This is a genomic window from Streptomyces sp. NPDC048291 (assembly GCF_043201715.1).
Lineage (GTDB): Bacteria > Actinomycetota > Actinomycetes > Streptomycetales > Streptomycetaceae > Streptomyces.
In genome coordinates, this window is sequence record NZ_JBICZC010000001.1 from 716,990 (window position 1) to 739,989 (window position 23,000).

24 protein-coding genes and 1 pseudogene are annotated in these 23,000 nt (G+C 72.4%); 12 read left to right on the top strand and 13 right to left on the bottom strand.

Annotated features, from left to right (window positions below; genetic code table 11):
• The first annotated feature begins 95 nt into the window (after nucleotides 1-95).
• Nucleotides 96-785, top strand: coding sequence for a class I SAM-dependent methyltransferase (locus tag ACGF5O_RS03105; RefSeq protein ID WP_393808168.1), 690 nt, complete (start codon nucleotides 96-98; stop codon nucleotides 783-785).
• 67 nt (nucleotides 786-852) lie between these two features.
• Here the strand turns inward: ACGF5O_RS03105 and ACGF5O_RS03110 are convergent, their stop codons facing one another.
• Nucleotides 853-1,476 (bottom strand): RNA-binding S4 domain-containing protein, encoded by a 624-nt coding sequence (locus ACGF5O_RS03110; RefSeq protein WP_393808169.1) that lies wholly within the window; start codon nucleotides 1,474-1,476, stop codon nucleotides 853-855.
• 212 nt (nucleotides 1,477-1,688) lie between these two features.
• On the opposite strand from ACGF5O_RS03110, the gene ACGF5O_RS03115 reads away from it, so the two are divergent.
• Nucleotides 1,689-2,390 (top strand): uracil-DNA glycosylase, encoded by a 702-nt coding sequence (locus ACGF5O_RS03115; RefSeq protein ID WP_393808170.1) that lies wholly within the window; start codon nucleotides 1,689-1,691, stop codon nucleotides 2,388-2,390.
• Nucleotides 2,391-2,438: 48 nt separating this feature from the next.
• Here ACGF5O_RS03115 and ACGF5O_RS03120 read toward each other — a convergent pair whose 3' ends face one another.
• Entirely contained in the window at nucleotides 2,439-3,917 is a 1,479-nt protein-coding gene (locus tag ACGF5O_RS03120) for a LamG domain-containing protein (protein WP_393808171.1), read from the bottom strand.
• Nucleotides 3,918-4,099: 182 nt separating this feature from the next.
• Nucleotides 4,100-4,768: a GntR family transcriptional regulator gene (locus tag ACGF5O_RS03125; protein ID WP_393808172.1), complete on the bottom strand. Its 669-nt coding sequence runs from the start codon at nucleotides 4,766-4,768 to the stop codon at nucleotides 4,100-4,102.
• 138 nt (nucleotides 4,769-4,906) lie between these two features.
• On the opposite strand from ACGF5O_RS03125, the gene ACGF5O_RS03130 reads away from it, so the two are divergent.
• Together ACGF5O_RS03130 and ACGF5O_RS03135 are read left to right on the top strand one after the other, a co-directional pair.
• Entirely contained in the window at nucleotides 4,907-6,388 is a 1,482-nt protein-coding gene (locus ACGF5O_RS03130) for an NCS1 family nucleobase:cation symporter-1 (protein WP_393808173.1), read from the top strand.
• Between the two features lie 5 nt (nucleotides 6,389-6,393).
• Nucleotides 6,394-7,122 (top strand): aspartate/glutamate racemase family protein, encoded by a 729-nt coding sequence (locus ACGF5O_RS03135; protein WP_393808174.1) that lies wholly within the window; start codon nucleotides 6,394-6,396, stop codon nucleotides 7,120-7,122.
• 36 nt (nucleotides 7,123-7,158) lie between these two features.
• Here the strand turns inward: ACGF5O_RS03135 and ACGF5O_RS03140 are convergent, their stop codons facing one another.
• On the bottom strand, nucleotides 7,159-7,611 hold the full coding sequence (locus tag ACGF5O_RS03140; RefSeq protein ID WP_393808175.1) for a GNAT family N-acetyltransferase: 453 nt from the start codon (nucleotides 7,609-7,611) through the stop codon (nucleotides 7,159-7,161).
• A complete protein-coding gene (locus ACGF5O_RS03145; protein ID WP_393808176.1) occupies nucleotides 7,608-8,021 on the bottom strand; it encodes a RidA family protein in 414 nt (137 codons plus the stop codon). The genes ACGF5O_RS03140 and ACGF5O_RS03145 overlap by 4 nt, the downstream gene beginning before the upstream one ends.
• Nucleotides 8,022-8,110: 89 nt before the next feature.
• Between ACGF5O_RS03145 and ACGF5O_RS03150 the strand changes: the two are divergent.
• The 3 genes and pseudogenes from ACGF5O_RS03150 to ACGF5O_RS03160 all read left to right on the top strand — a co-directional run.
• Nucleotides 8,111-8,278 (top strand): annotated as a pseudogene (locus ACGF5O_RS03150) (nucleotidyltransferase domain-containing protein); the annotation flags it as partial.
• 75 nt (nucleotides 8,279-8,353) lie between these two features.
• On the top strand, nucleotides 8,354-9,085 hold the full coding sequence (locus tag ACGF5O_RS03155) for a hypothetical protein (protein ID WP_393808177.1): 732 nt from the start codon (nucleotides 8,354-8,356) through the stop codon (nucleotides 9,083-9,085).
• A gap of 541 nt (nucleotides 9,086-9,626) precedes the next feature.
• The gene (locus ACGF5O_RS03160; protein WP_393808178.1) at nucleotides 9,627-11,489 is read left to right on the top strand and encodes an FUSC family protein; all 1,863 of its coding nucleotides are present in this window, start codon (nucleotides 9,627-9,629) and stop codon (nucleotides 11,487-11,489) included.
• Nucleotides 11,490-11,513: 24 nt separating this feature from the next.
• On the opposite strand, the gene ACGF5O_RS03165 is transcribed toward ACGF5O_RS03160, so the two are convergent.
• On the bottom strand, nucleotides 11,514-12,470 hold the full coding sequence (locus ACGF5O_RS03165) for an endonuclease/exonuclease/phosphatase family protein (RefSeq protein WP_393808409.1): 957 nt from the start codon (nucleotides 12,468-12,470) through the stop codon (nucleotides 11,514-11,516).
• Between the two features lie 301 nt (nucleotides 12,471-12,771).
• On the opposite strand from ACGF5O_RS03165, the gene ACGF5O_RS03170 reads away from it, so the two are divergent.
• Both ACGF5O_RS03170 and ACGF5O_RS03175 read left to right on the top strand, forming a co-directional pair.
• Nucleotides 12,772-13,428, top strand: coding sequence for a DUF899 domain-containing protein (locus ACGF5O_RS03170; protein WP_393808179.1), 657 nt, complete (start codon nucleotides 12,772-12,774; stop codon nucleotides 13,426-13,428).
• A 165-nt stretch (nucleotides 13,429-13,593) separates the two neighbouring features.
• Entirely contained in the window at nucleotides 13,594-13,773 is a 180-nt protein-coding gene (locus ACGF5O_RS03175) for a hypothetical protein (RefSeq protein WP_362581441.1), read from the top strand.
• Between the two features lie 14 nt (nucleotides 13,774-13,787).
• Here ACGF5O_RS03175 and ACGF5O_RS03180 read toward each other — a convergent pair whose 3' ends face one another.
• The 3 genes from ACGF5O_RS03180 to ACGF5O_RS03190 all read right to left on the bottom strand — a co-directional run bounded on the left by ACGF5O_RS03180 (nucleotide 13,788) and on the right by ACGF5O_RS03190 (nucleotide 17,245).
• Nucleotides 13,788-15,776, bottom strand: a complete 1,989-nt coding sequence (locus tag ACGF5O_RS03180) for an ABC transporter ATP-binding protein (protein ID WP_393808410.1) — start codon at nucleotides 15,774-15,776, stop codon at nucleotides 13,788-13,790.
• Between the two features lie 300 nt (nucleotides 15,777-16,076).
• Nucleotides 16,077-16,514 (bottom strand): hypothetical protein, encoded by a 438-nt coding sequence (locus tag ACGF5O_RS03185; RefSeq protein ID WP_393808180.1) that lies wholly within the window; start codon nucleotides 16,512-16,514, stop codon nucleotides 16,077-16,079.
• Nucleotides 16,511-17,245 carry an ATP-binding protein gene (locus ACGF5O_RS03190; protein ID WP_393808181.1) on the bottom strand — a complete coding sequence of 245 codons (735 nt, stop codon included), beginning with the start codon at nucleotides 17,243-17,245 and terminating at the stop codon, nucleotides 16,511-16,513. The genes ACGF5O_RS03185 and ACGF5O_RS03190 overlap by 4 nt, the downstream gene beginning before the upstream one ends.
• Before the next feature lie 369 nt (nucleotides 17,246-17,614).
• On the opposite strand from ACGF5O_RS03190, the gene ACGF5O_RS03195 reads away from it, so the two are divergent.
• The 3 genes from ACGF5O_RS03195 (at nucleotide 17,615) to ACGF5O_RS03205 (ending at nucleotide 19,638) form a co-directional block, all read left to right on the top strand.
• A complete protein-coding gene (locus tag ACGF5O_RS03195; RefSeq protein ID WP_393808182.1) occupies nucleotides 17,615-18,475 on the top strand; it encodes a helix-turn-helix transcriptional regulator in 861 nt (286 codons plus the stop codon).
• On the top strand, nucleotides 18,476-18,751 hold the full coding sequence (locus ACGF5O_RS03200; protein WP_089100964.1) for a DUF397 domain-containing protein: 276 nt from the start codon (nucleotides 18,476-18,478) through the stop codon (nucleotides 18,749-18,751).
• Between the two features lie 104 nt (nucleotides 18,752-18,855).
• On the top strand, nucleotides 18,856-19,638 hold the full coding sequence (locus tag ACGF5O_RS03205; protein ID WP_393808183.1) for an SAM-dependent methyltransferase: 783 nt from the start codon (nucleotides 18,856-18,858) through the stop codon (nucleotides 19,636-19,638).
• Nucleotides 19,639-19,674: 36 nt separating this feature from the next.
• On the opposite strand, the gene ACGF5O_RS03210 is transcribed toward ACGF5O_RS03205, so the two are convergent.
• The 4 genes from ACGF5O_RS03210 to ACGF5O_RS03225 all read right to left on the bottom strand — a co-directional run bounded on the left by ACGF5O_RS03210 (nucleotide 19,675) and on the right by ACGF5O_RS03225 (nucleotide 22,891).
• The gene (locus ACGF5O_RS03210; RefSeq protein ID WP_393808184.1) at nucleotides 19,675-19,800 is read right to left on the bottom strand and encodes a hypothetical protein; all 126 of its coding nucleotides are present in this window, start codon (nucleotides 19,798-19,800) and stop codon (nucleotides 19,675-19,677) included.
• 55 nt (nucleotides 19,801-19,855) lie between these two features.
• Nucleotides 19,856-21,343, bottom strand: a complete 1,488-nt coding sequence (locus ACGF5O_RS03215; RefSeq protein ID WP_393808185.1) for a glutamate synthase subunit beta — start codon at nucleotides 21,341-21,343, stop codon at nucleotides 19,856-19,858.
• 244 nt (nucleotides 21,344-21,587) lie between these two features.
• Nucleotides 21,588-22,067 (bottom strand): DUF1772 domain-containing protein, encoded by a 480-nt coding sequence (locus ACGF5O_RS03220; RefSeq protein WP_393808411.1) that lies wholly within the window; start codon nucleotides 22,065-22,067, stop codon nucleotides 21,588-21,590.
• Between the two features lie 122 nt (nucleotides 22,068-22,189).
• Nucleotides 22,190-22,891: a DUF2293 domain-containing protein gene (locus tag ACGF5O_RS03225; RefSeq protein WP_393808186.1), complete on the bottom strand. Its 702-nt coding sequence runs from the start codon at nucleotides 22,889-22,891 to the stop codon at nucleotides 22,190-22,192.
• Nucleotides 22,892-23,000 lie beyond the last annotated feature (109 nt).

Sequence of the window (23,000 nt, forward strand, 5' to 3'; positions counted from 1 at the left end):
TCCCGGCGGGCTTTCGAACTGCTCGAACGAGTGAACTGTCGGGGTGCGGGAACGGCGTTGCGGAGACCGGCCGTTGTTCGGGCATGACGGTTGAAATGCGTGAGGGATACGAGGGAACGGGCCCGGGAGCGATCACCCCGGACGGCTGCGCGGTCGAGCTCTACTCGCGTCTGACCGCAGGCGCCGAGCCCGACGTCATCGAGGCGGCGGTCCCGGCCGGCGCCCGCATCCTGGAGCTGGGCAGCGGCGTGGGACGCGTGACCCATCCGCTCCTGGAGCGCGGGTTCACGGTCACCGCGGTGGACGAGTCGGCGGAGATGCTGGCGCGCGTGCGCGGGGCCCGCACCATACGCAGCACCATCGAAGGGCTCGACCTGGGCGAGAAGTTCGACGTGGTGATGCTCGCGTCGTTCCTGGTGCACACCGGGGACCCGGAGGTGCGCAGGGGCATGCTGCGCACCTGCGCGGCGCACGTGGCGGACGACGGCTGCGTGCTCATCCAGCGGGAGGGCGCGGACTACCACGCCGCGGTGCCGCGCGAGCGGGTCGACCCCGGCGGCTACACCGTCCGGATCGTGTCGGCCGAACCGGTCGGGGACGGGGTGAACTCGGTCCGCGCGGAGTACGAGTTCCCGGACGCCACCTGGACCCAGACCTTCCTGGCCCGGCCGCTCACCCGGGAACAGTTCGAGGAGGCACTCGCGGAGACGGGACTGGAGGTGGCCGAGTATCTGACCGAGGACGGGACGTGGGTGAGGGCGGTACCGGCGGCTCAGCCCGGGTGACCCCGCCGAGCGGGCGGTGAGCAGGGTCCACAGGCCGGGCCGAACCGTGTGGGGCGGGCCGGACGGATCACCGCCCGCCGGGACGTCCACCGCTCGGCCGGTCCGCCGAGCCCATTCCACCCGCGCCGGTGCCACCCGCGCCGCCCATCCCACCCATGCCGCCGAGGCCGCGCAGTCGCTCCAGGTCGCGGCGGTCGCGCTTGGTGGGGCGGCCGGCGCCGCGGTCGCGCATGCCGATGGGGGCGAAGGCCTCGCGGGGCGGGGGCGGCGGCGAGTTGTCGATGTAGCACACGGCGGCGACCGGGGCGCCGACCCGCTTGCGGATCAGCCGCTTCACGATGACGACCCGCTCCCGCCCCTCGTGGCGCAGCCGCACCTCGTCGCCGACGCGCACGGAGTGGGCGGGCTTGACCCGCTCGCCGTTCACCTGGACGTGTCCGCCCCGGCAGGCGGTGGCTCCCATGGATCGGGTCTTGATCAGGCGGACGGCCCAGACCCAGCTGTCGATCCGCACGTTCTCCCCGGGAGCGGGGCCCGCGGCCTCGGCGGCGGCGACGGCCGCGGCCACGGCGGCAGGGTCGACGGCTTGGGCGACAGCGGCGTCGGTGCCTTCGGCAGGCTCGGCCTCGATGGGGGCGCCGGTCCCACCGCTCGCCTGCTCCCCGCCCTCGCCCGCATCCTCAGAAGCCATGCCCCGACCTTAGCTCCCCGAGCCGAAATCGACGGAACGGTTATACCGACGCCCACAACCGCGCCCCCAAAGGGGCGCGGGGAACTGCGCGATCAGCCACACACAGCCCGCAGCCGCCATCCCGCACGGACCGACACGGCGCTCCAGCGCTCCCCGCCGCCACTCCACCCGAGCCGCTCCGGCAAACCCCTCCCCGGCCCTACCGTTGATCCGTGAACCCCACCCCCGACACCCGGCTCGCCCGCCTCGACCAGCGTGTCAGCGACTGCCGGGCCTGCCCCCGCCTGGTCGCCTGGCGGGAGGACGTGGCGCGTACCAAGCGCGCCGCGTTCGCAGACTGGACGTACTGGGGCCGGCCCGTCCCCGGCTTCGGGCCCGCCGATGCCCGGCTGCTGATCATCGGCCTCGCCCCGGCCGCGCACGGCGGCAACCGCACCGGCCGGATGTTCACCGGCGACCGTTCCGGGGACGTGCTGTACCAGGCGCTGTACGACGTCGGGCTCGCCTCGCAGCCGACCTCGGTGAGCGCCGACGACGGCCTGGAGCTGTCCGGCGTGCGGATCACCGCGCCCGTGCACTGCGCCCCGCCCGCCAACAAGCCGACCCCCGAGGAGCGTGACACCTGCCGCCACTGGCTGGTCGAGGAACTGACGCTGCTGCGGCCGACGCTGCGCGCGGCCGTCGTACTCGGCGCCTTCGGCTGGCAGGCCGCGCTGCCGGCGTTCGCGGAGGCGGGCTGGAGCGTACCGCGGCCCCGCCCGGCCTTCGCCCACGGCGCCAGGGTCGGCCTCGGCGGGCTGGACCTCTTCGGCTGCTTCCACGTCAGCCAGCGGAACACCTTCACCGGTCGCCTCACCCCCGAGATGCTCCGCGACGTGCTGCGGACGGCGGCGGAGGCGGCCGGACTGGAGTGAGGGCGCCGGTGCGCGGGCCGGGGTGAGGGCCGGAGCGGGGAGCGGGGCTCAGACGATCCGGGCCGCCGCCACCGGGCGGTCGTCCACCGTGTGGGTGCCGGTGGACGCGGAGGAGTTGACGCTCCAGCGGTACCGGGAGAACTCGCCGGTGGCGTCGGAGGCGTAGAACATCATGTGGCCGATGCCGACGCCCTGGAAGCTCTCGCCGTCCACGTTGCTGACCATGCGGGTGTCCGGGTAGCGCGGGTAGTTGCTGAGGCCGTAGACGCCGTGCGGGTCGGAGGTGCAGTCGACGATCTCGACGGCGTACTGGGTCTCGCCGGTGAAGTCGGCGACCCCGCTGAAGACGCCCTTGACCTCGCGGACCATGACGATGTGCCCGGTGTTCGCCGCGTCCTGGCCGTTGTAGTCGACGGCGATCAGATCGCCCGGCCGCAGGTCGGCGACCTTGCGGATGCGGCGGAAGCGGGGGCCGGCGGTGCCGTTCCGGAACGCCGAGCAATAGTCGGCGGCCTCCGGGCCCTTCTCCTGGAAGTACTGGAGGAAGTAGGCGTCGGTGGCCCAGCCGTAGGTGTGTCTGAGCAGCGCCGTGACGAAGGACGAGCAGCGGGCCCGGGCCACCCAGCCGGCGAGGTCGTCCGGGCGGCCCCAGGTCACGGTCGCCGAGGTGTCCATCAGATAGACGTTGTTCGCGCGTGCCGTACGCCCGCTGACCAGGGCGATCTCATCGGCGTCGAGGGCGCGGCCGTAGGCGCGGACGTCGTCGACCGCGCCCTTGAACCGGTTCACGTAGCCGCCGTCCCAGCGGGCCCGGCCGATGCTGAAGCCCTGGGTCGCGGCCCAGGACAGGGTGGTGTCGGCGCTGCCTTCCAGGACGCCGTTCACATGGAGCCGGACGCGGGCGCCGTCCCAGACGCCTGCCAGGTGGGTCCAGACTCCCGTCTTGGTCACCGGGGCGGCGGCGAGCGCCGAGACCTTGGTGCTCTGGTCCTCGCTGCGCACCTTGAACGCCCAGGTCCCGGCCGTGTCGTCGTACTGGAGCAGGAAGCGGCTGACGTCGGTGCCGTCCTGGCTCACGACCGTGTACATGTTCGTGAGCACGGCGTCGTCGGCCAGCCGGACCCAGGCCGTGACCGTGAACGGTGCGGTGGTGTCCAGGACGGAGGCGGTGGCGGCGTAGGCACCGGCGGTGCCGTCGAAGCCGAGTTCGCCGCCCGCCCGCAGAGCGGTCCAGCCCGCTCCCGGGCCCAGGGCGACCGGGTGGTCCAGGCCGGAGCGGTCGGCGCCGGAGCCGTCCAGCGGCCAGTGCCCGGCCAGTCCGGTCGGCAGATAGCCGGCCGCCAGCAGCCGCTGGTACCGCACCAGCTGCTCGGCCTCGGCCAGATGCGGTGCGGCGACCGGGGTGAACGGTGTGTCCAGCGGTTCGTCGGCGGCGGCCGTCCCCGTACCCGCCGTCATGCCGGCCACCGCGCCCATCCCCACCAGCGCGGCCCCGCTCAACAGCCCCCGCCTGCTCACCATCGTCATGCCCTCCCCGTCCGGTCCGCTCGAAACCGCCTCCGGTCCGCTCGGAACGGCCTCCGGTCCACTCGGAACCGCCTCCGGCCCGCCCGGATCCGTTTCGATCTTCACTGGTGAGGAGAACTCTAGGAGATTCCTTTGCGAACTGGTGTTCCTGTGGACGGCTGACGGGTGGCCGGATTCCGCGGCTAGGCGTCGGTGTCCTCGCCGAACAGGTGCCGCACCGTCGACCGGTAGTTGGCCTGGACGTGGCCGAGCGCGCGGGCGCGGGCGCGGTCCGGGTCGCCGGAGGCGATCGCGTCGTACAGCTCGCGGTGCTCGGTGAGGAGCTGCGGCCACTCCTCGTTGCGCCGGGTGAGCCAGCGGAGCCGGCCGTCGACCGGTTCCATCACCGAGATGAGCAGACTGTTGCCGGCCAGGGCGAGGATCCGGTCGTGGAAGCGGGTGTTGATGTCGGTGATCGTCTCGGCGTCGTCCGCCCGGGTGGCCGTGGCCGCCTGGTCGAGCAACTCCCGCAGCTCCGCCAGCGCCTCGGGTGTCGCACGTGCCGCCGCCAGCCCGGCCGCGTACACCTCCAGCGCCTCGCGCAGCTCGAAGAGTTCCTTGACGTCGGTCGGGGTCAGCCGGCGCACGACCGTGCGGCGGGCCGACTCGAAGAGGACGAAGCCCTCCGCGACCAAGGCCCGGATCGCCTCCCGGACCGGTACCCGGGACACCCCGAACCGGTCGGCGAGCTCCCGTTCCACCAGCCGGTCGCCCGGGCCCAGCCGTCCGGCGATGATGTCCTGCCGCAGCGTCGCGAGGACGCGCTCGCGCACCGCGCCCAGAGGTTCGATCTTCGTGGTGGGGGAGCCCATGAGGTCATTTTCGCCGACCGGGAGGGCTTTTACGGAGCCGTAACGGGACGGACATCGGTCGGAACGCTTGACGGGAGCACCATGACCGCAGTTTGGTATACCAAAAGCTGGTACACCGGTTGGTTCCCTGGAGGCCCCGTGTCCCTCGCCGACCGCGCCGAAGCCACCGGCGCAACCGTGTTCGTCCCCGATCCCCGGCTCACCAACGAAGACCTCGCCCCCGCCGAGCGGCGGAACTGGAAGGTCTTCGACCTCTTCGCCATGTGGATGTCCGACGTCCACAACCTCGGCAACTACACCTTCGCCGCCGGCCTGCTGGTCCTCGGTATGAACGTCTGGCAGGTCTTCACCTCCCTCCTCGTCGGCTTCGTGCTCATCTACGTCGGCATGAACTGGATGGGGAAGATCGGCCAGCGCCACGGCGTACCGTTCCCGGTGGTCAGCCGGATCAGCTTCGGCGTCTGGGGTGCCAACATCCCGGCGCTGATCAGGGCCGTGATCGCCATCATGTGGTACGGCATCCAGACCTATCTGGCGTCCGTCGCCGTCAACGTGATGCTGCTGGCCGCCTGGCCGGGCCTGAAGTCCCTCACCGAGAGCTCCTTCCTGGGCCTGGACACGCTGGGCTGGATCTCCTTCGTCTCGCTCTGGCTGATCCAGGCGGCGATCATCAGCCGGGGCATGGAGACGATCCGCAGGTTCCAGGACTTCTGCGGCCCCGCGATCTGGCTGGTCATGATCGCGCTGGCCGTCTGGATCCTGGCCAAGGCCCACTGGACCATCTCGCTCACCTCCACCCCGCACCCGGTCTCCCTCGGCGAGCAGTGGCGGCAGTGGTTCGGCGCGATCGGCCTGATCCTCGCCACCTACGGCACCCTGATGCTCAACTTCTGCGACTTCTCCCGCTTCGCGCCCGACTACCGCACCGTCCGCCGCGGCAACTTCTGGGGCCTGCCGATCAACTCCACGGCCTTCGTGGTCGTCTCGGTGATCGTCACGGCCGGCTCCCTGGAGGTCTTCGGCGAGGCCATCACCGACCCGGCCGAACTGGTCGCCAAGGTCGGCAACACCTGGGTCCTGGTCGTGGCCGCGCTGACCTTCGCGGTCGCCACCATGGGCGTCAACATCGTGGCCAACTTCGTCTCACCCGCGTACGACCTGGCCAACGTCTGGCCGCAGAAGATCAGCTTCCGGGTGGGCGGCATGATCAGCACGGTCGCCGCGCTGGTCGTCACGCCCTGGAACCTCTTCTCCAACCCCACCGTCGTCAACTACTTCCTCGGCGGACTCGGCGCCTTCCTGGGCCCGCTGTTCGGCGTGATCATGGTCGACTACTACGTGATCAAGCGCGGCAAGGTGGACGTCCAGCAGCTCTTCGACGCGTCCCCCGGCTCCCCGTACCACTACCGCAAGGGCGTCAACCCCAAGGCCCTGTGGGCGTTCCTGCCCTCGGCGGCGGTCGCGGCCGTGCTCGCGCTGGTGAAGACGTTCAGCGACGTGGCGCCGTACTCCTGGTTCATCGGCACCGCCCTGGCCGCGGGCCTGTACCTGGCGCTGTGCCGCCACGACCGCGCGCCGGCCCCCGCCCCTGACCCCGTCCCCGTCACCGAGGAGGTCTGAAGGACGTGCGGATCGTCGTCACCAACTGCAACACCACGCAGGAGATGACCGCGGAGATCGTACGAGGTGCCCGGGCCGCCGCAGGCCCGGGCACCGCCGTGACCGGACTGACCCCCGACTGGGGGCCCGAGTCGGCGGAGGGCTGGCTGGACAGCTACCTGTCGGCGGCGGCGGTCCTGGACGCGCTGCGGACGTACACCGGTCCGCCGTACGACGCGGTGGTCATGGCCGGTTTCGGCGAACACGGGCGGGAAGGCGTCCGGGAGCTGGTGGACGTGCCGGTCGTCGACATCACCGAGGCCGCCGCCCATCTCGCCTGTCTGCTGGGCCGCCGCTACGGCGTCGTCACCACCCTGGACCGGTCGCGCGGGCAGATCGAGGACAGCCTGGAGACCGCCGGAGTGGCCCGCAACTGCGTCGCCGTCGCCGGCACCGGACTCGGCGTCCTCGACCTCGCCGGTGACCCCGGGCGCACGGAGGCCGCGTTCCTCGCGGCGGCCGAGCGGGTCCGGGACGCCGGCGCCGAGGTCCTGGTCCTCGGCTGCGCCGGGATGACGGGGCTGCAGCGGGCGGTGGGGGAGAAGCTCGGGGTCCCGGTGGTCGACGGGGTCGGCGCCGCGGTGAAGCTGGCCGAGTCGCTGGTCGCGCTGGGACTCACGACCAGCCGCGCGGGCAGCTACCGGAAGCCGCTGGCGAAGAGGCGGGTGTGGGGGGCCGCGCCGGGGCGGCCGTAGCCCGGGTGTCCGCCCGGAGGCGGAGCCGGGGCCGGCTCAGGGCCGCCACACGTACCGCACATCCGGCTCGCGCTCCTCGTTCCCGCTCCCGTCCGTGTGCTCGGCGGCGACGAAGCCGTGCCGCTCGTAGAACCGGTGCGCGGGCTTGTTGACCTGGAAGGTCCAGAGCGTCAGCCCCGCCGGGGAGCGCTCCTTGGCCAGCGCGACGAACCGGTCACCGATGCCGCGCCCCCGCCACTCCGGGGCCAGGTACAGCTGGGACAGCAGATCCCCCGCGAGCACCATCATGCCCACGACGCGCCCGCCCGCCTCCGCGACCCACGTCTCCCGCGCCGGCACCACGACGTCCCGGATGTACGCGCGCACCTCGTCGTCCGAACGGGGCCGGACGACGGTGGGCAGGGCGGCGCCGAACGACCGCAGCCAGACATCGGCGACCCCGGCGGCATCCGGACCACCGGCGCGGCGCAGTACGACCGCGGCGTTCACGCCCGCGCCCCCTCGGGCACGACGGCCGTGGCCGTGATCTCCACCAGCTGTCCGGTGTAGCCCAGACAGGCCACCCCGACCAGCGTCGACGAGTGCGGCCCGGCACTGAGGCCGGAGGCCTCGACCACCTCCCACACGGCGGACAGCACCGCGGGCTCACCGCTCACGACGTACACGTCCGTCGCCAGCACGTGCTCCAGGTCGCTGCCGACCGAACGGAGCTGCTCCCGCAGGTTGGCGATCACCCGCTCGGCCTGCCGCGGCGGATCCCCCTCGCCGACGAGCTTCCCCTCGTCGTCCAGCGGAACGGAACCGGCGAGGAACGCGAGCTTCGTACCGGCCTCGACGACGGAGACGTGCGAGTAGCCGGGCGGCGGGAAGAGAGCCGGGGTGGTGACACGCTGGATCACAGCAGCTCCTGAAGTGAACGGCGGACAACCGGTCGATCATCCGCGCCCGCACCGGGCGACCGCACCCGAATTTCCCGCCCCACCGGCCCGCCCGCCAGACCGGTCATGCCGTGCTCGCGGCCCGCGGGGAGTGGGTGGCGAACGAGAAGCGGCTGCTGGAGCGCGCCGGGTTGCGGGGCGTCGACGACATCCTCGGCGGATTACGGCCGGAATCCGGGGAGTTGGTCCAAGCCGTGGCTGCGGCGGAGCTGCTGTTCGGCTTCGCGGGACCCATTCGAGGCGCTCGAAAAACGCTTGGGAATACCCGAGTTACCGCTGCTACCGTCCTTCGCGTGGCGAAACTCAATCAGATCATCGCGGTCGAGAAGGGCATCAAGTCCAAGGCTCATCAGGACCTGACGGCGGCTCATCACGGGTTGCAGAAACCCGCGTTGCTGGCCGGTATCTCGCGGACGTATCAGCCGAAGGACGAGGAGGGCGAGCAGTTGCCGCCCGAGTCCACGCGGGTTCAGGTGAAGGCCGAGGACGTGCTGCGGGAGACCTCGGCCACGCTGACACGGCTCTTCGACGTGACCGCCACCAAGGACTGGGCCAACTGCGAGGCCAGGGCCGACGTGACGGTGGACGGGCGGGTGCTGGTCGCCGGCGTGCCCGTCTCCTACTTGCTCTTCCTGGAGAAGCAGCTCGTCGATCTCAATACCTTTGTACGGAAGCTGCCGGTGCTCGACGCCTCCGAGTCGTGGGCGCAGGACCCCTCCACCGACGCCTGGAAGACCGATCCGGTGCGGACCCTGCGTACCAGGAAGGTGCCCCGCAACCACGTGAAGGCCGAGGCCACCGAGAAGCATCCGGCCCAGGTCGAGGTGTACTACGAGGACGTGCCGGTGGGGTACTGGACCACCGTGAAGTTCTCGGGCGCCCTGCCCGCACGGCGCGTCAACGAACTCCTCGACCGGGTCGAGAGGTTGCAGCAGGCCGTCAAGTTCGCGCGTGAGGAGGCGAACGGCGCCGACGTCGTCGACCAGCGGGTCGGGGACGCCGTGTTCGGCTATCTCTTCGGATAGCCGTCCCAGACTCCCCGGCCCTCGCGGCCGGGGTGCGCGAGGAGCGCAAAGCTGAAGCTGAGCCTTGTCGTGAAGAGCGGTCGTACCCCACAGAACACGGGGCGGACCGCGTTGAATCTCAGACTCTCGCTCCAGACTCAGCATTCGCCGCCGATCGCCGGATCGACCGGGCCCGGGCCCCAGTACGTCGAAATGCAGGTTCAAGTCCTGCCCGCGCAGCTCGATGCGTGGTGGTCCAAAGGAAGGACGCGACGACCTTACGACTGACCCGGGTCCTCAAGTGTGCCGGCGTGTGACGACGGGCGGCATTCCGGGGCCCGGGGGCAGGCTACGCCCCCGGGCCCGCTCGCCTTCCGCCCCGAATCGGGCCCGCACGGAATTGCGTTCATAAAGAACGCGGCTCTCCGGCGCACTCGTCACACCCACGAAATGCGAACGCACCTTTTCGCACGGGAACGCGATCTACCGTGGGACACACAAGCCGACAGCCCGGCCACCGTCGCCCGAAGGCACACCCCGCCCTCGTCCGGACAGGAGCCCCGTGTCCCGTCGTATCGCCCTGCCGCCCTGGCTCGCCCACGCCCTGCGCGCCCAGCGCGGGCCCGTGTCCTGGAGCGCCGTGACGAGAGGGGCGCTGGCCGCCGGGCCGTTGCTGCTCGCCGCGGTCCTGCTGCACCGCACCTCCCTCGGTGTCGTCGCCGCCATCGCCGCCATGCTCGCCGGGATCAACGACCGGCCGGGCAGCCGGCGGTCCGCCGTCCGGCGGCTCGGGGCGCCCGCGGCGGCCGGCGCGCTCGGGCTGCTCGTCGGCACGTACGGCGGGGAACACCTCACCGCCGTGCCCCTGACCCTGCTGCTCACCGCCCTCGGACTGGTCGCAGGCGGCATGAGCGCCGTCGGGCCCGTCGCCTCCGGGGCGGGTACCCAGCTGCTGGTCGCCGCCGCCATCGGCGCCGGAATGCCGGTCGCCGAGGCCGGCTGGCAGCGCGCCCTCGCCTTTCTCGCCGGCGCCGGCTGGCTGGTCCTGCTCCGCCTCGCCCTGCCCACCCCCGGCGCGCTCGCCGGCGACTTCCGCTTCGACGGGGAACGGGACGCCGTCGCCGCTGTGTACGACGCCGTCGCCGACCTGCTCGACGCGGTCGGCGGGGAGGCCGCGGGCCGCCGGCGCGTCGCCCTCACCGCCGCGCTCGACCACGCCCAGGACGCGCTCACCGGGCCCCGGCTGCGGCGCTACGCCAGCTCCGCCGCCGAACGCCGGCTGCACGCCCAGTACGCCGCCGCCCTGCCCCTCGCCGAGGCGGCCACCGCCCTCGCCTGGGCCGGGGAGCCGGTATCCGGGCGGGCGGCCGAGGGGCCCCGGCGGCTCGCCGCCGCCGTCCGGGCGAACGGCGGCACCGGTCCGCTGCCCGCACCCTCGCGGTCCGCGCCCGCGCTGCGCGCCCTCGACGACGCCCTGCTGCGCGCCGCGGAGGCCTTCGACCGGGCCGAGCCCGAGGGCGGCGGGCAGCGTCCGCCCGCCCGGCGCCGCACCGCCGTCGACATCGTGCGGGCCGCGCTCGGCAGCGGCGGCCGGGAGTACGGACTGCGGGTCGCCCTCTGCTTCGGGGCCAGCGCCGCCATCGCCCAGGCCCTGCACCACGCCCGCTGGTACGGAGAGCACCAGCACTGGTACTGGCTGCCCGCCACCGCCGTCTTCCTCGTCAAGCCCGACCTCGGGCCGCTCGCCTCCCGGGTGCTGTGCCGGGCCGCGGGAACCGTCCTCGGCGCCCTCGTCTTCGCCGGCCTCGCCGCCGTACTGCCCCGGCCCGAGGGCCTCGTCGTGCTGGTCGCCCTCTGCGGGGCGGTGATCCCGGTGTCCACCCGGCACTTCGGCGCCCAGACCGCCGTGGTCACCGTCCTCGTGCTCGCCCTGGTCATGGTCGGCGGCGAACCGCAGGCCTCCGTCAGCCGGATCGGCGAGACGCTGCTGGCCTGCGCGCTCGTACTGGTCGTCGGCCATCTGCCGATGCCGGGGCGGCGCGGCGGCGCGGTACGCGCCCGGCTCGGGTCGGCCGGGCGGGCCGCGCACGCCTACCTCGACCACGTCCTGAGCGGGTCCGGCGACCGCGGCGAACGCTGGGCCCTGCGCCGCGAGGCCTACCGCACCCTCGCCGAGGCCCGTGCCGCCATCGCCCTCGGCGCCGCCGAACTCCCCGCCCTCGCCCGGCACACCGAGGGCACGGACGCGGTGGCCGCCGTACTCGAACGGCTCGTGGACACGACCACCGCGTGTGCCGTGCACCTCGACGAGACGGGGCGGCTGACCGACCGGCACACCCGCCAACTCGAAGACCTGGCGGGAGAGCTGGAGCGCGGAGGGCGACGGCTCGGGGTCGCGGTGCCGCGGATGCCGGTCGCGGCGTAGGCGGCCGCCGCCGCGCCGTACGCCTCAGTCCGCGAACCGTGCCCACACCGGCGCGTGGTCCGAGCCCGCGACCCCGCGCCGTTTCGCCGGGTCCTCGCCGACCGACGGCAGGTCCGGCGGTGCGGTGGTGCCCGGCAGGCCGGTGCCCGCCTCCGTCAGCCGGTGCACCAGGCGGTGGCTGAGGAGTATGTGGTCGATCAGTTCGCGCCGTCCGGAGTCGACGCGGGAGTAACGCTGCTCCGCCGGTATGCGCGGGGCGACGTCCCACAGCCGTACGGCGTCGCCCTTGTCCGCGTGGTCGTAGCCGGCGGTGCCGAGTTCGGAGCCGGGCGGACCGAGGAGGATCTGGGTGGTGGCCGCCTGTACCTCGTCGTTGAGGTCGCCGAGGACCGCGACGTCGCGGGACGCGCCCTGTCCGGCGAGCAGTCCGTCCGCCAGCGCCCGCAGCGCCGTCGCCTCGGCGGCGCGCCGGTAGAGGGCGTACGCCCCGTAACGCGCCCGTTCGCCCTCGTCGTGCGGGTAGAAGCGGTCGCCCGGATAGGTCAGGAGCTTGGACTTGAGGTGGGCCACGGCCACCGTGAGCGGTCCGGCCGGGGCCTGCACCGTGACCGCCAGGAAGCCCCGCCCGGCCTGGGCGGCGGTCGCGCCCGAGTCGTCCGTCTGCACCGGACGCAGGCCGGGCGGGAAGGCGGCCGTGTCGGCGGCCACCGTCAGCTCGGCACGGGCCAGGAAGCCGACCCGGATGCCCCGGCCGTCGGGATGCGAGGAGAGGGTGAACCGCCAGTTCGGGCCGAGCAGTTCGGCCAGATCCGCCAGGGCGTCGGGGTCGCCGACCTCCTGTACGCCGAGCAGGGTCGGGTCGAGCGGGCCGATCACGGCGGCGAGGGCGGCGAGCTTCGCCTCGTAGGCGGACTTGTCCTTGGGGCCGTAGGGACCGCCGGGCCGGTAGAGGTTTTCGAGGTTCCAGGTGCCCAGGAGCATGCCGGGCTCCTTCCAGGAGGTGGTGCGGCCAGCGTGCTCGTCCGGGCCGCCCGGCGACAGGGCCAGGACCGGATGCGCGGTTCGGCTCACGCGGTCCGCGGACCGTGCCCTACGTCGGGGCGACGAGCTCCGCTCCCGCCGGCCCCGTCGGGGATGCGCCTGCGGTCGTCCGGGAACTGACGGACCGGCGCCCGGGCTCACAAGGCTGCCGAAGGCACGGAAAAAAACTTCGGCCGCGCCGATGAGTTCTCTCCGCTCCCGCGGTCACCACCCGGAACCGACCGTTGGAGCAGGAGGGCCCATGTCGCTTCCGGAGATCGTCTCGCGTGAGCGGTGGCGTGCCGCGCGTGCGGAGTTACTGCGCAAGGAGGAGGCACTCACCCGGGCGCGGGAGGCGCTGAGCGCCGAGCGGCGCAGGCTGCCCATGGTCGAGGTGGACCCCGAGTACGTCTTCGAGGGCGGCGACGGCAAGGCGACCCTGCTGGACCTCTTCGACGGGCGGCCCCAACTCGTCGTCCACCACTTCATGTTCGCCCCGGAATGGGCGACCGGCTGCCCCTGCTGTGCCGCCTTCCTGGACCAGATCGGCCACCTCGCCCATCTGCGGGCGCGCGGCACGGCGTTCGCGGTGGTCTCCCGGGCGCCGTTCACCAGGATCCTGCCGTTCAAGGCGCGGATGGGCTGGACGGTGCCCTGGTACTCGTCCTGCCACACCCACTTCGACCGCGACTTCAACCGCGACTTCGAGGCGACCATCGTCGTGGACGACGAACCGGTCGAACGGCCCGGCGTCAGCTGCTTCCTGCGGGAGTACGACCGGGTCTTCCACACCTACTCGGTGTACGACCGTGGCCTCGACGGACTCGGCCCGACCACCTCCCTGCTCGACCTGACGGCCCTCGGCCGGCTGCCGGAGGGAAGTGACCGCGTCCGATATCACGACGAGTACGAAGACTGACACAGCCGGTCACGGAAGTGGCCGAAAGTCAGCCGAAAGTCAACGGACCCTCACCGTCCGCGCCGACGGTGTGTCGGGTATGTCTCAGTAGCGTCACCGGGCGAGCCATTCGTGTTCTCCAGAGCGTTAACTCCTACAGGTAGGACGCATTTCTGGAGGTGCAGGATGGTGAACGGGCGAACCGTGCTCGAGCGCTTTCCCGCAGGCGGACCGCGAGGATCATGGCCTGCGGAGGAGTTCGCGCAGGCCCGGCGGCTGGAAGGACTGCCCGCCGAGGTCGTGATGGATCTGGCCACGGACACGTTCCTGGTCATCGTGCGCGGTACCGGCGGCCTGGAGAGCTGAGCGGGCTCCGACCGCTAACCGGCCTTGCGGACCGGCAGTTTCGCCGTGAACTGGTCCGCCTGGAGCGTGTACAGCTCCGCGTAGACCCCACCGCTGGCCAGGAGTTCGTCGGGGGTGCCCGACTCCACCACCCGGCCCTGTTCGAGGACGTGCACCAGATCCGCGTGCCGGACCGACGCCAGCCGGTGGGTGATCAGGACGACGGTCTGCCCGCTGCCCGCGAGGGCGCGGATCTTCTCGAAGACCTCCAGCTCGGCCCGGGCGTCCAGGGCGGCCGTCGGCTCGTCCACGATCAGGATGTGGCCGCGCCGGTAGGCGGCCCGCGCGATGCCCAGCCGCTGCCACTGGCCGCCGGACAGCTCGTGCCCGCCGCTGAAGTTGCGGGCCAGCAGGGTGTCCAGGCCGCGCGGCAGGTCCTCGACCACCTCCTCCGCGCCCGCCTCCGCGACCGAGGCGGCCAGCCGCTCGTCGGTGAGCGGTGCCGACGAGCGGCCGACGGCCACGTTGACCTTGGCGGTGAACGGCCAGCGCTTGAAGTCCTGGGCGACCATGGCGATGCGCTCGGCGAGCCGGTGCCGGTCGGCCCGGGCCGCGTCGACGCCGTCCCAGAGGATGCGGCCGCGGTCCGGCTGGTACAGCCCCGCCAGCAGCTTGACCAGGGTGGTCTTCCCGGACCCGTTCTCGCCGACCAGGGCGACGATCCGGCCGAGGGGGATGCTGAGCGTGACGTCGTCCAGGGCGGGGCGGGCGGCACCACTCGGATGCGCGCCTGGACCGTCGCCCGTCTGATTGCCCGTCTGATCGCCCGTCTGATCGCTCGGATACCTGAAGGTGACGTTCTCGAAGCGGATCTCCCGGGGATCGTCGGGGAGCGGGTCGCCGCCGACCGGGATCGCCCGTTCGGCCGCCTCGACGTAGAGCCGCTCCAGGTCGCCCACGAACAGCGCCTCCTCGTGCAGCGTGTTGATCTCCAGCACGAGGGTGTTGAGGCTCGCCGAGCCGCTGCGGATCGCGATCACCGCAGTACCGGCCACCGACAGGGCCATCGCGCCGCTCAGCAGCAGCCCGCCCAGCGTCGCGTACGTGGCGACGGTCGCGAGGCCGGTCCAGGCCGCCGCGACCAGACCGGTACGGGCCGCGAGCCGGGCCAGCCGGGCCTGCTCGGCCTCCGCCGTCTCCGACATCGCCCGGTAGTGCCGCAGCAGGAACGGTCCGACCCCGTGCACCCGGATCTCCGGCGCCGCCTCCGGCTCGGTGAGCAGGGCGCTGATCAGGTGGCCGGCGCGGGCGTGCTGCACCCAGGTGTGGTACGACTCGTAGCGGCGCCGGGCGTTGGTCAGGGCGCCCCAGGCGCTCGGGATCGTCATCGTGACCAGCAGCGGGAGCAGCGCCGGGTGCAGCACGGTCAGCACACCGGCCGCGGTGACCAGCGAGATCATCGCGTTCACCACGCGCGTCCCGTACATGATCATGCGGCGGGCCGAAGTGGCGCCGTACTGCGCGGTGTCCAGCAGCTTGTGGAAGGCGTGGTCCTCGATCGCGGCGAGTTCGACGGCCGCGGCCCGCTCCAGGTACATCTCGGTCGCCACCCGCTCGACCTTGGGTTCCAGGCGGCCGGTGGCGTATGTGGACGCGGCGCGCAGCAGGGCGGCCACGAACATGACGGCGGCCATGACCACCAGGGCGGGAGCGGCGCTGCGCAGCCGTTCCTCGATGGTGCCGGTGCCGGTGCCGGTGCCGGTGCCGATCAGCCGGCCGAGCACGCTGTTCACGGTGAGCAGGCTCACGGCCTGGGCCGCCCCGACGCCCATCTGCGCGGCCAGCACGATCCGGGTGGCCCCGGCGTCCGCCTGCCGGGCCAGCCGCAGACTGGACGCGAGCATGCCGGGCAGCCGGGTCATCATCGCGCGGAAGTCCAGCTCCAGGAAGGCGTTCCCGTGCTGGCTCCAGCCCATGTCGTAGCGGAGCGGCCCGCCGAACAGCAGTTGCTCCGACTCCGACATCTCGGGCGCCGCCGTGTCCCGCCTCTTCCTCACCGCGATCCTCCCCGGGGCCGTGAGCGAGCGTGTCCGCGTCCGTCCGTTCGTCCGTGTGCACATGTGTCCTTGGACGAACGGCCACTATCGCGGGCGGAGCCGCCACCGGGCAGGGCGCGCGACGGGGTTCGCGGGGCGCGGGGGAGTGCGCGAAGGGCAGGGCCGGGCCGTGGGGTGTGAGTTGTCGGCGGGCTTACGCCGGCCACGCTCCGGTCGGGCGGTCGCCGCCGTCGGGCGGTGCCGCCTGCCGGCCGAAGCCGCGCGGCGTCACGCGCTCAGGGGGCGGGACCACTCCGGTGTCGTCCCCGTCACCCGGCACAGGGCGAGGTACAGCGGTATCGGCGGGGTGTACGGCACCGTGCCGTCGGGGCGGTGGATCAGGCGGGCGGTGCCGGGAAGCGGGGCGCCCGTACCGTAATGGGCGGGGGCGGGCCAGGTGAGGGCGTCGTCGGAGTCGGTCGGGACGATCCACCACCAGCGCGTGCCGTCGGCGTACACGCATCCCACCCGCGGCAGCCGCGGTACCACCAGCGGCCCGAGCCGCGCCGGTACCGCCACCGCGTCGCAGCCCAGCGGTGCCGTCATGCCCTCGGGCATGGGGAACGACCCGGCGGCACCGCCCGCGGACGACGACCGCCGGTCGCGCTTCAGGCGGATCAGCGTGTCGAGGCCCAGGGAATGGCCGGTGCCGGACGCGCCGTTCATGCCTGCCTCCGCAGCGACACCGGTCCCAGCGCCTCGGACCGCTCCGCCGGGCCGGAGTCCGACGACGGCCGGGGCACCGTGGTGTGCGCCGGTTCGTGGGACGAGCCGCTCGACGGACCCGGAACGGGGCGAGCGCCCCAGCCCAGGTCGTTGCGGGGCTCCACGGTGTCCCGGGCGGCGTCGGTCTGGCGCGGCAGCTCCGCCCAGACCAGCAGCCCGGGCCCGTGCTCCTGAGCCCCCCACGCCTGGCACAGCGCCTCGACGAGGAGCAACCCCCTCCCGTGCTCCTCCTCCGGGCGCTGCGGGGACGGGTGGGGCTCGTCGGGCGCACAGCCCTCGTCCTGCACGGCGATGCGCACCGTGTCGTCGTGGTCGTGCAGTTCGCACACGACGCGACTGCTCGCGGTGTGCACGATCGCGTTGGTGACCAGCTCGGAGATGACCAGGGCGGCGGTGTCGCAGGTGTCCGCGCCGACCGACCAGCCGGCCAGCCGGGCGCGCACCAGGCGTCTCGCCTGGGCGGGGGAACCCGGATGCGCGGCCAGTTCGAACCGGAACCGGCGCTTGGCAGAGCCCTCTTCTGGGCCGGCTGTCTCCCCCACGTTCGAACGAGTTCGCACGGGAGGACCCCCATCAGCACCGAGACCGAGGCGGTCTGCGGCGGCGTCTGTTCCTAAGGGCGCGGACGGAATCACGCTTGCCACTATCTCCCCGCCGTGAACACTTGGCAAGTGTCACTCTGAAAAATGCAGAGTGCTGTGTGACGCGGTGAAGGGCCGTGGCACACTGCTTGCAACAGCATGTCGAGCGGCGCCAGTTGGGATGAGTGAGGATCCGACGGACCGATCCGGCCAATGCGATCGATGCGACCGAACAGGATGTTCCGGCTGTTGCGGCCCATTCGGTCCTACTGGTCGGTCCGGTCATTCCGTCGGATGTTCGAATGAGTCTTCGAATGGCGCCGCTGGGCTGTCAGCATGCCGGGTGACACCTGTATGTGAGTGAGCGTGTAGGTGTTGTCTGCCTGACCGTGTAGGTGTGTGGCGGCAGGGACGCCGGTGAACCCGGCCCGGCAACAGGGAACTTCGTGGAGGTGGAGCGTGAGCGAGCCGCGGTCCGCGCCGACGGTGGGTCAGGTGGTCCTCGGCCGGCGCCTCCTCGACCTGCGGGAACGCGCGGGGCTCAAGCGTGAGGAGGCCGCCCGCGTACTCCGCGTGGCGCCCGCCACGGTCCGCCGCATGGAGATGGCCGAGGTCGCGCTCAAGATCCCGTACCTCCAGCTGCTCCTGAAGGCCTACGGGGTGACCGACGACGAGGCCGACCTCTTCGTCCGGCTCGCCGAGGAGGCCAACAGGCCCGGCTGGTGGCAGCGGTTCCACGACATCCTGCCGGGCTGGTTCTCCATGTACGTCAGCCTGGAGGGCGCGGCGAGCCTGATCCGCTCGTACGAGCCGCACTTCGTGCCCGGGCTGCTGCAGACCGAGGACTACGCGCGCGGGGTGCTCAGGTCGGGCGCCGTCGGCCAGACCGAACCGGAGGAGATCGAACGCCACGTCGCCCTGCGGATGCAACGCCAGGAACTGCTCACCCGTGCCGAGGCGCCGCGCTTCTGGGCGGTGATGGACGAGACCGCCCTGCGCCGCCAGGTCGGTGGTCCGGAGGTGATGCGCGCTCAGATCGACCGACTGCTCGACATCACGAAGCTGTCCAATGTGACGCTCCAGGTCGCCCCGTTCTCCAGCGGGCCGCACCCGGGGACGTACGGGCCCTTCGTGCTGTTCCGATTCGCCATGCCCGAACTTCCGGACATGGTCTACAGCGAGTACCTGACCGGCGCCGTCTACCTGGACGCGCGCACCGAGGTGGCGACCCACCTCGAGGTCATGGACCGCATGGCGGCGCAGGCCGCTACGGCACAACGCACGAAGGAGATCCTCCGGGATCTCCGCAAGGAGCTGTGAATGGATCGCATAAAGCCCCAGTCCGGGCCGCGGAACCGCACCGAGCGGATCTACAACGGCATGCCTGCCCGCGAACTGGGCAGCGAGGGCTGGCACAAGCCGTGGAGCGGCGGCAACGGGGGCAACTGCCTGGAGGCGATGAAGCTGGCCGACGGCCGGATCGCCGTCCGCCAGTCGACCGACCCGGACGGGCCGGCGCTGATCTACACCACGGACGAGATGACCGCCTTCATCGAGGGTGCCAAGGCGGGGGAGGCCGACTTCCTGCTCTCCTGAACCCCTTCTGTCTCCCTCTGTCTGCTTTTCTTTCTCCTTATTCAACTTCTTTGTAATGGTGCTGAATTGATCATCGACCGCGGCAGACGCTTACGGAGTGCCTCGTGATCGACACCAGCAAGCCGCACCCGGCGCGCATGTACGACTGGTATCTGGGCGGCAAGGACAACTACCCCGTCGACGAGGAGATGGGGCGGCAGATGCTCGCCCTCGATCCCCGGGTGCCGGTGATGGCACGGGTCAACCGCGCCTTCATGCACCGTGCCACCCGGTGGCTGGCCGAGCACGGCGTACGGCAGTTCCTGGACATCGGCACGGGCATCCCGACCGAGCCCAACCTGCACCAGATCGCCCAGGGCAGCGCGCCCGACGCCCGGGTGGTCTACTGCGACAACGACCCGATCGTGCTCGCCCACGCGGCGGCCCTGCTGCGCGGAACGCCCGAGGGCGCGACGGAGTACCTCCAGGCCGACGTGCGCGACCCGGAGGCGATCGTCGCCGGCGCGCGGGCGGTCCTGGACCTCGACCGCCCGGTCGCGCTCTCGCTCGTCGCCCTGCTCCACTTCGTCTCCGACGAGGACGGGGCGCACGAGCTGGTCGGCCGGCTGCTGTCCGAACTTCCGTCCGGCAGCTACCTGATGATGACCCACGCCACCGCCGACTTCACCCCGGAGGAGTCGGCGGCGGCCGTCGCGAAACTGCGGGCGGCCGGGGTCACGCTGGCGCTGCGCTCCCGCGAGGAGTTCGGCCGCTTCTTCGACGGCCTCGAACTCGTCGAGCCGGGTGTGTCGGTGGTCCACCACTGGCACCCGGAGCTGGGCGAGCCGGTACCGGGACAGGACGACGGGGTGATCCCGGGCTACGGGGCGGTGGCGCGCAAGCCGTAGGTTCCGGGAGCCCACAGGTCCTCCGGAGCGCGGACTTCACAGCCAGGACCACATCCGCCGGGGCACGTCCACCAGTCGGGTTCCGGCGGGCCGGCGTGCCGAGTCGAGCACGGCCCGTACCGCCGTACCGAAGTCCGCCCGGCCGCGCACACCGAGGACCACCGCTCCGGCCCCCTCGCTCTTTACTCCCGCCCCTTCTTCCTCGGCGCCTGCACCCCTACACCGTCATCGGCCGGTCGTGCGGAGCTATCGGCGACGGCAGTCGCGAACTCCCCGTCAGATAGTGGTCGACGGCCGCCGCCACCGCCCGCCCCTCGGCGATCGCCCACACGATCAGCGACTGCCCGCGAGCCGCGTCCCCGGCGGTGAACACGCCAGGGACGTTCGTCGCGAACCCCGCGTCCCGGGAGACGGTGCCGCGCGGCTCCATCGCCACCCCCAGCTGGTCGATGAGCCCGTCCTCCCGGTCGGGCCCGGAGAAACCGAGCGCGAGCAGCACCATGTCGGCCGGGAGCGTCCGCCCGGTCCCCGGCACCGGCAGCCGCGCGGCGTCCACCTCCACCAGATGCAGCGACCGCACGTGCCCGCTTCCGTCGCCCGTGAAGCGAAGCGTCGACGCCGCGAACAGCCGCGCGTCCGCGTCCGCCGAGGGCGCCGTCTCCAGGTCCCGCGCCTCCTCGTGCGCCGCCGACAGCCGGTAGATCTTCGGGTACGTCGGCCACGGCTCGACGTCCTCGTCCCGCTCCGCGCCCGGCTGCGCGTAGATGTCCAGCTGGGTCACCGACGCGGCCCGCTCCCGCAGCGCCGTCCCCAGACAGTCCGCCCCCGTGTCACCCCCGCCCACGATCACCACATGCTTGCCGGCCGCCGACATCGGCGACTCGGCCAGATCCCCCTCGCACACCCGGTTGGCCAGCGGCAGATACTCCATCGCCTGGTGTATTCCGTCCAACTCCCGGCCCGGCACCGAAAGTTCCCGCCACGCCGTCGCCCCGGTCGCGATCACCACCGCGTCGTACCGGGCCCGCAGCTCCGCCGCCCGCAGGTCCCGCCCGACCGTCACGGACGTACGGAACTTCGTCCCCTCGGCCCGCATCTGCCCCAGCCGTCGCTCCAGATGGCGCTTCTCCATCTTGAACTCCGGGATGCCGTACCGCATCAGCCCGCCGAGCCGGTCGTCCTTCTCGTACACGGCGACCGTGTGCCCGGCCCGGGTCAGCTGCTGCGCCGCCGCGAGCCCGGTCGGCCCGGACCCGATCACCGCCACGGTCCGGCCCGACAACCGCTCCGGCGGCCTCGGCGAGGCGAACCCCTCCGCCCAGGCGTGGTCCGCTATGGCGCACTCGACGTTCTTGATCGTGACGGCGGGCTGGTTGATCGCGAGCACGCACCCCGCCTCGCACGGCGCCGGGCACAACCGTCCCGTGAACTCGGGAAAGTTGTTCGTTGCGTGCAGCCGGTCGCTCGCCGCCCGCCAGTCCTCCCGCGACACCAGGTCGTTCCACTCGGGGATCAGGTTGCCCAGCGGACACGCGTCGTGGCAGAACGGCACCCCGCAGTCCATGCAGCGGTCCGCCTGCTTGCTGATGATCGGCAGCAGCGCGCCGGGGACGTACACCTCGTCCCAGTCCCGGACCCGCTCCTCGACGGGCCGCCGCGGCCACTCCTCGCGTGGCGTGGTCATGAACCCCTTGGGATCGGCCATGGTCGTCTTCCTCGCGTGCGATTACCCCAGGCCGTGCGTCATCGGGCGGCACCCTTTCGGCCACGATACGTCCCCTCGGGCACGCCCGCAGAGTGGCTGACAGCGCTTCCCGGCAAGGCTTCCTCAGCGGGGAGCCAGCCGGGAGTCAGCCAGGAGCCAGGTTGGCGTCAGGCGGCTGTCAGGCGGGACCCGGGCCCGGTCCAGCCGGTAACCGGTCGAGGGCCGATCCGCTCCCACGTCCCCCTCAGGACAGGGCCAGTACATAGACGACCGCCGCCGCGGCCGACGCGACCGTGCGCGCGTGGTTCCAGAGCGTCCACTCGCGCACGTACACCGGCCAGTAGGAGGCGGCCTCCGGGGTGCCGGGCTCCAGCTTGGCCAGCGCCTCGTTCCGGGGCACGTTCGCCATCGCGGTCAGCCCGAACGAACCGAACAGGTACAGCCCGCTGCCCAGCAGCAGCTCCACCTTCCCCTCGTCCGGCCACACCACGAACGTCACCACCGCGATCATCGCGCACACCACCGCCGACCCCGCGAACACCAGCATGAACGCCGGGGTCAGGGCCGCCCGGTTGATCGCCTTCATCGCGGCGACCCCCTGCGCCGACGGCAACGAGGCCAGCCCGCGCATCACGAAGGTCGAGAACCCGCAGAACACCCCCGCCGCCAGTCCGGCCCCCAGCACCCCCAGCAGGACCAGCACGTAATACGGCCCGTCGATCACGACCACCACACCCACTCTCGCCCCTGGACGCCTCGGCCTCTCAGATCCATGCCCACGGCCCACCCCTCCCCATGACTGTGAAGTCCGTCCACATACACATCCGGCCAGAATCAGCCCCGCCGTCACCCGGTCAGGCGGATCTCCACCCCGGCCTCCCACTCCCGCAGCACCGCCTCCACCGTCCGCGCGATCCGCCGCCGCGCCTCGTACCGCGGCACCCCGCTCATCAGCAGCTGGTCGTACGGCGTGTCGACGTGCCGTACCCCCGCCACCACCGCCGAGACCACCGCCCCCGCCGTCAGCGCCCGCCCGGCCGCGGTCCGCCCGACCCGCCCGCTGTCCCGCACCGACGCGTGCGCCGCGATCGCCGTTGCCCGCCCCACCGGGCAGCCCGGGAACAGGCGCAGGATCTCCGCCGCGAACGCCTCCGTGAACCGCACGTCCTCGGCCGCCCGCCGCTTCGCGTCCCGCGCCCGGCGCCGCCGCCGCGCCTCGGCGTCGGCCAGACACCGCACCTCGGCCCGGGCCAGCGCGGCCTCCTCGACCAGGACGCCCTGCCGCTCGTACCGGCTCTTGCGCCGGTTGAACCGGACCACCACCGCCGACAGCGTGCTCTCCTCGCGCGACCGCCGGGTCAGCGCCGTGTCGCCACGGGGCAGGAACACCAGATGCCCGAGATCGGCGCACGTGAGGCACCGCGGCACCCCGTCCTCCACCACCAGCAGCGACAACGGCCCCCGCAGGCATGCCGCACACCGCTTGTGCCGCAGCGGCTGCACGACCAGAAGCCCACCGTGGTGAGGGGGAGTTGCGAGGCGTGTCATATGCGGTACTTCCCCTCCCCGGAGACTGATCTCACGTCGTTCGCACCCTCCCTGCCGGCCGGGCGACGGCGTCCTCCCACCCGGCTCGCGGCCTGTCCCGTCGGCCGCC

Bases quoted from the DNA above. Each gene is read 5' to 3' on its own strand.
- ACGF5O_RS03105 (WP_393808168.1), top strand. From the start codon at position 96: ATGCGTGAGGGATACGAGGGAACGGGCCCGGGAGCGATCACCCCGGAC.
- ACGF5O_RS03110 (WP_393808169.1), bottom strand. From the start codon at position 1,476: ATGGCTTCTGAGGATGCGGGCGAGGGCGGGGAGCAGGCGAGCGGTGGG.
- ACGF5O_RS03120 (WP_393808171.1), bottom strand. From the start codon at position 3,917: ATGACGATGGTGAGCAGGCGGGGGCTGTTGAGCGGGGCCGCGCTGGTG.
- ACGF5O_RS03125 (WP_393808172.1), bottom strand. From the start codon at position 4,768: ATGGGCTCCCCCACCACGAAGATCGAACCTCTGGGCGCGGTGCGCGAG.
- ACGF5O_RS03165 (WP_393808409.1), bottom strand. From the start codon at position 12,470: ATGCTCCTGGGCACCTGGAACCTCGAAAACCTCTACCGGCCCGGCGGT.
- ACGF5O_RS03170 (WP_393808179.1), top strand. From the start codon at position 12,772: ATGTCGCTTCCGGAGATCGTCTCGCGTGAGCGGTGGCGTGCCGCGCGT.
- ACGF5O_RS03175 (WP_362581441.1), top strand. From the start codon at position 13,594: ATGGTGAACGGGCGAACCGTGCTCGAGCGCTTTCCCGCAGGCGGACCG.
- ACGF5O_RS03180 (WP_393808410.1), bottom strand. From the start codon at position 15,776: ATGTCGGAGTCGGAGCAACTGCTGTTCGGCGGGCCGCTCCGCTACGAC.
- ACGF5O_RS03185 (WP_393808180.1), bottom strand. From the start codon at position 16,514: ATGAACGGCGCGTCCGGCACCGGCCATTCCCTGGGCCTCGACACGCTG.
- ACGF5O_RS03200 (WP_089100964.1), top strand. From the start codon at position 18,476: ATGGATCGCATAAAGCCCCAGTCCGGGCCGCGGAACCGCACCGAGCGG.
- ACGF5O_RS03215 (WP_393808185.1), bottom strand. From the start codon at position 21,343: ATGGCCGATCCCAAGGGGTTCATGACCACGCCACGCGAGGAGTGGCCG.
- ACGF5O_RS03225 (WP_393808186.1), bottom strand. From the start codon at position 22,891: ATGACACGCCTCGCAACTCCCCCTCACCACGGTGGGCTTCTGGTCGTG.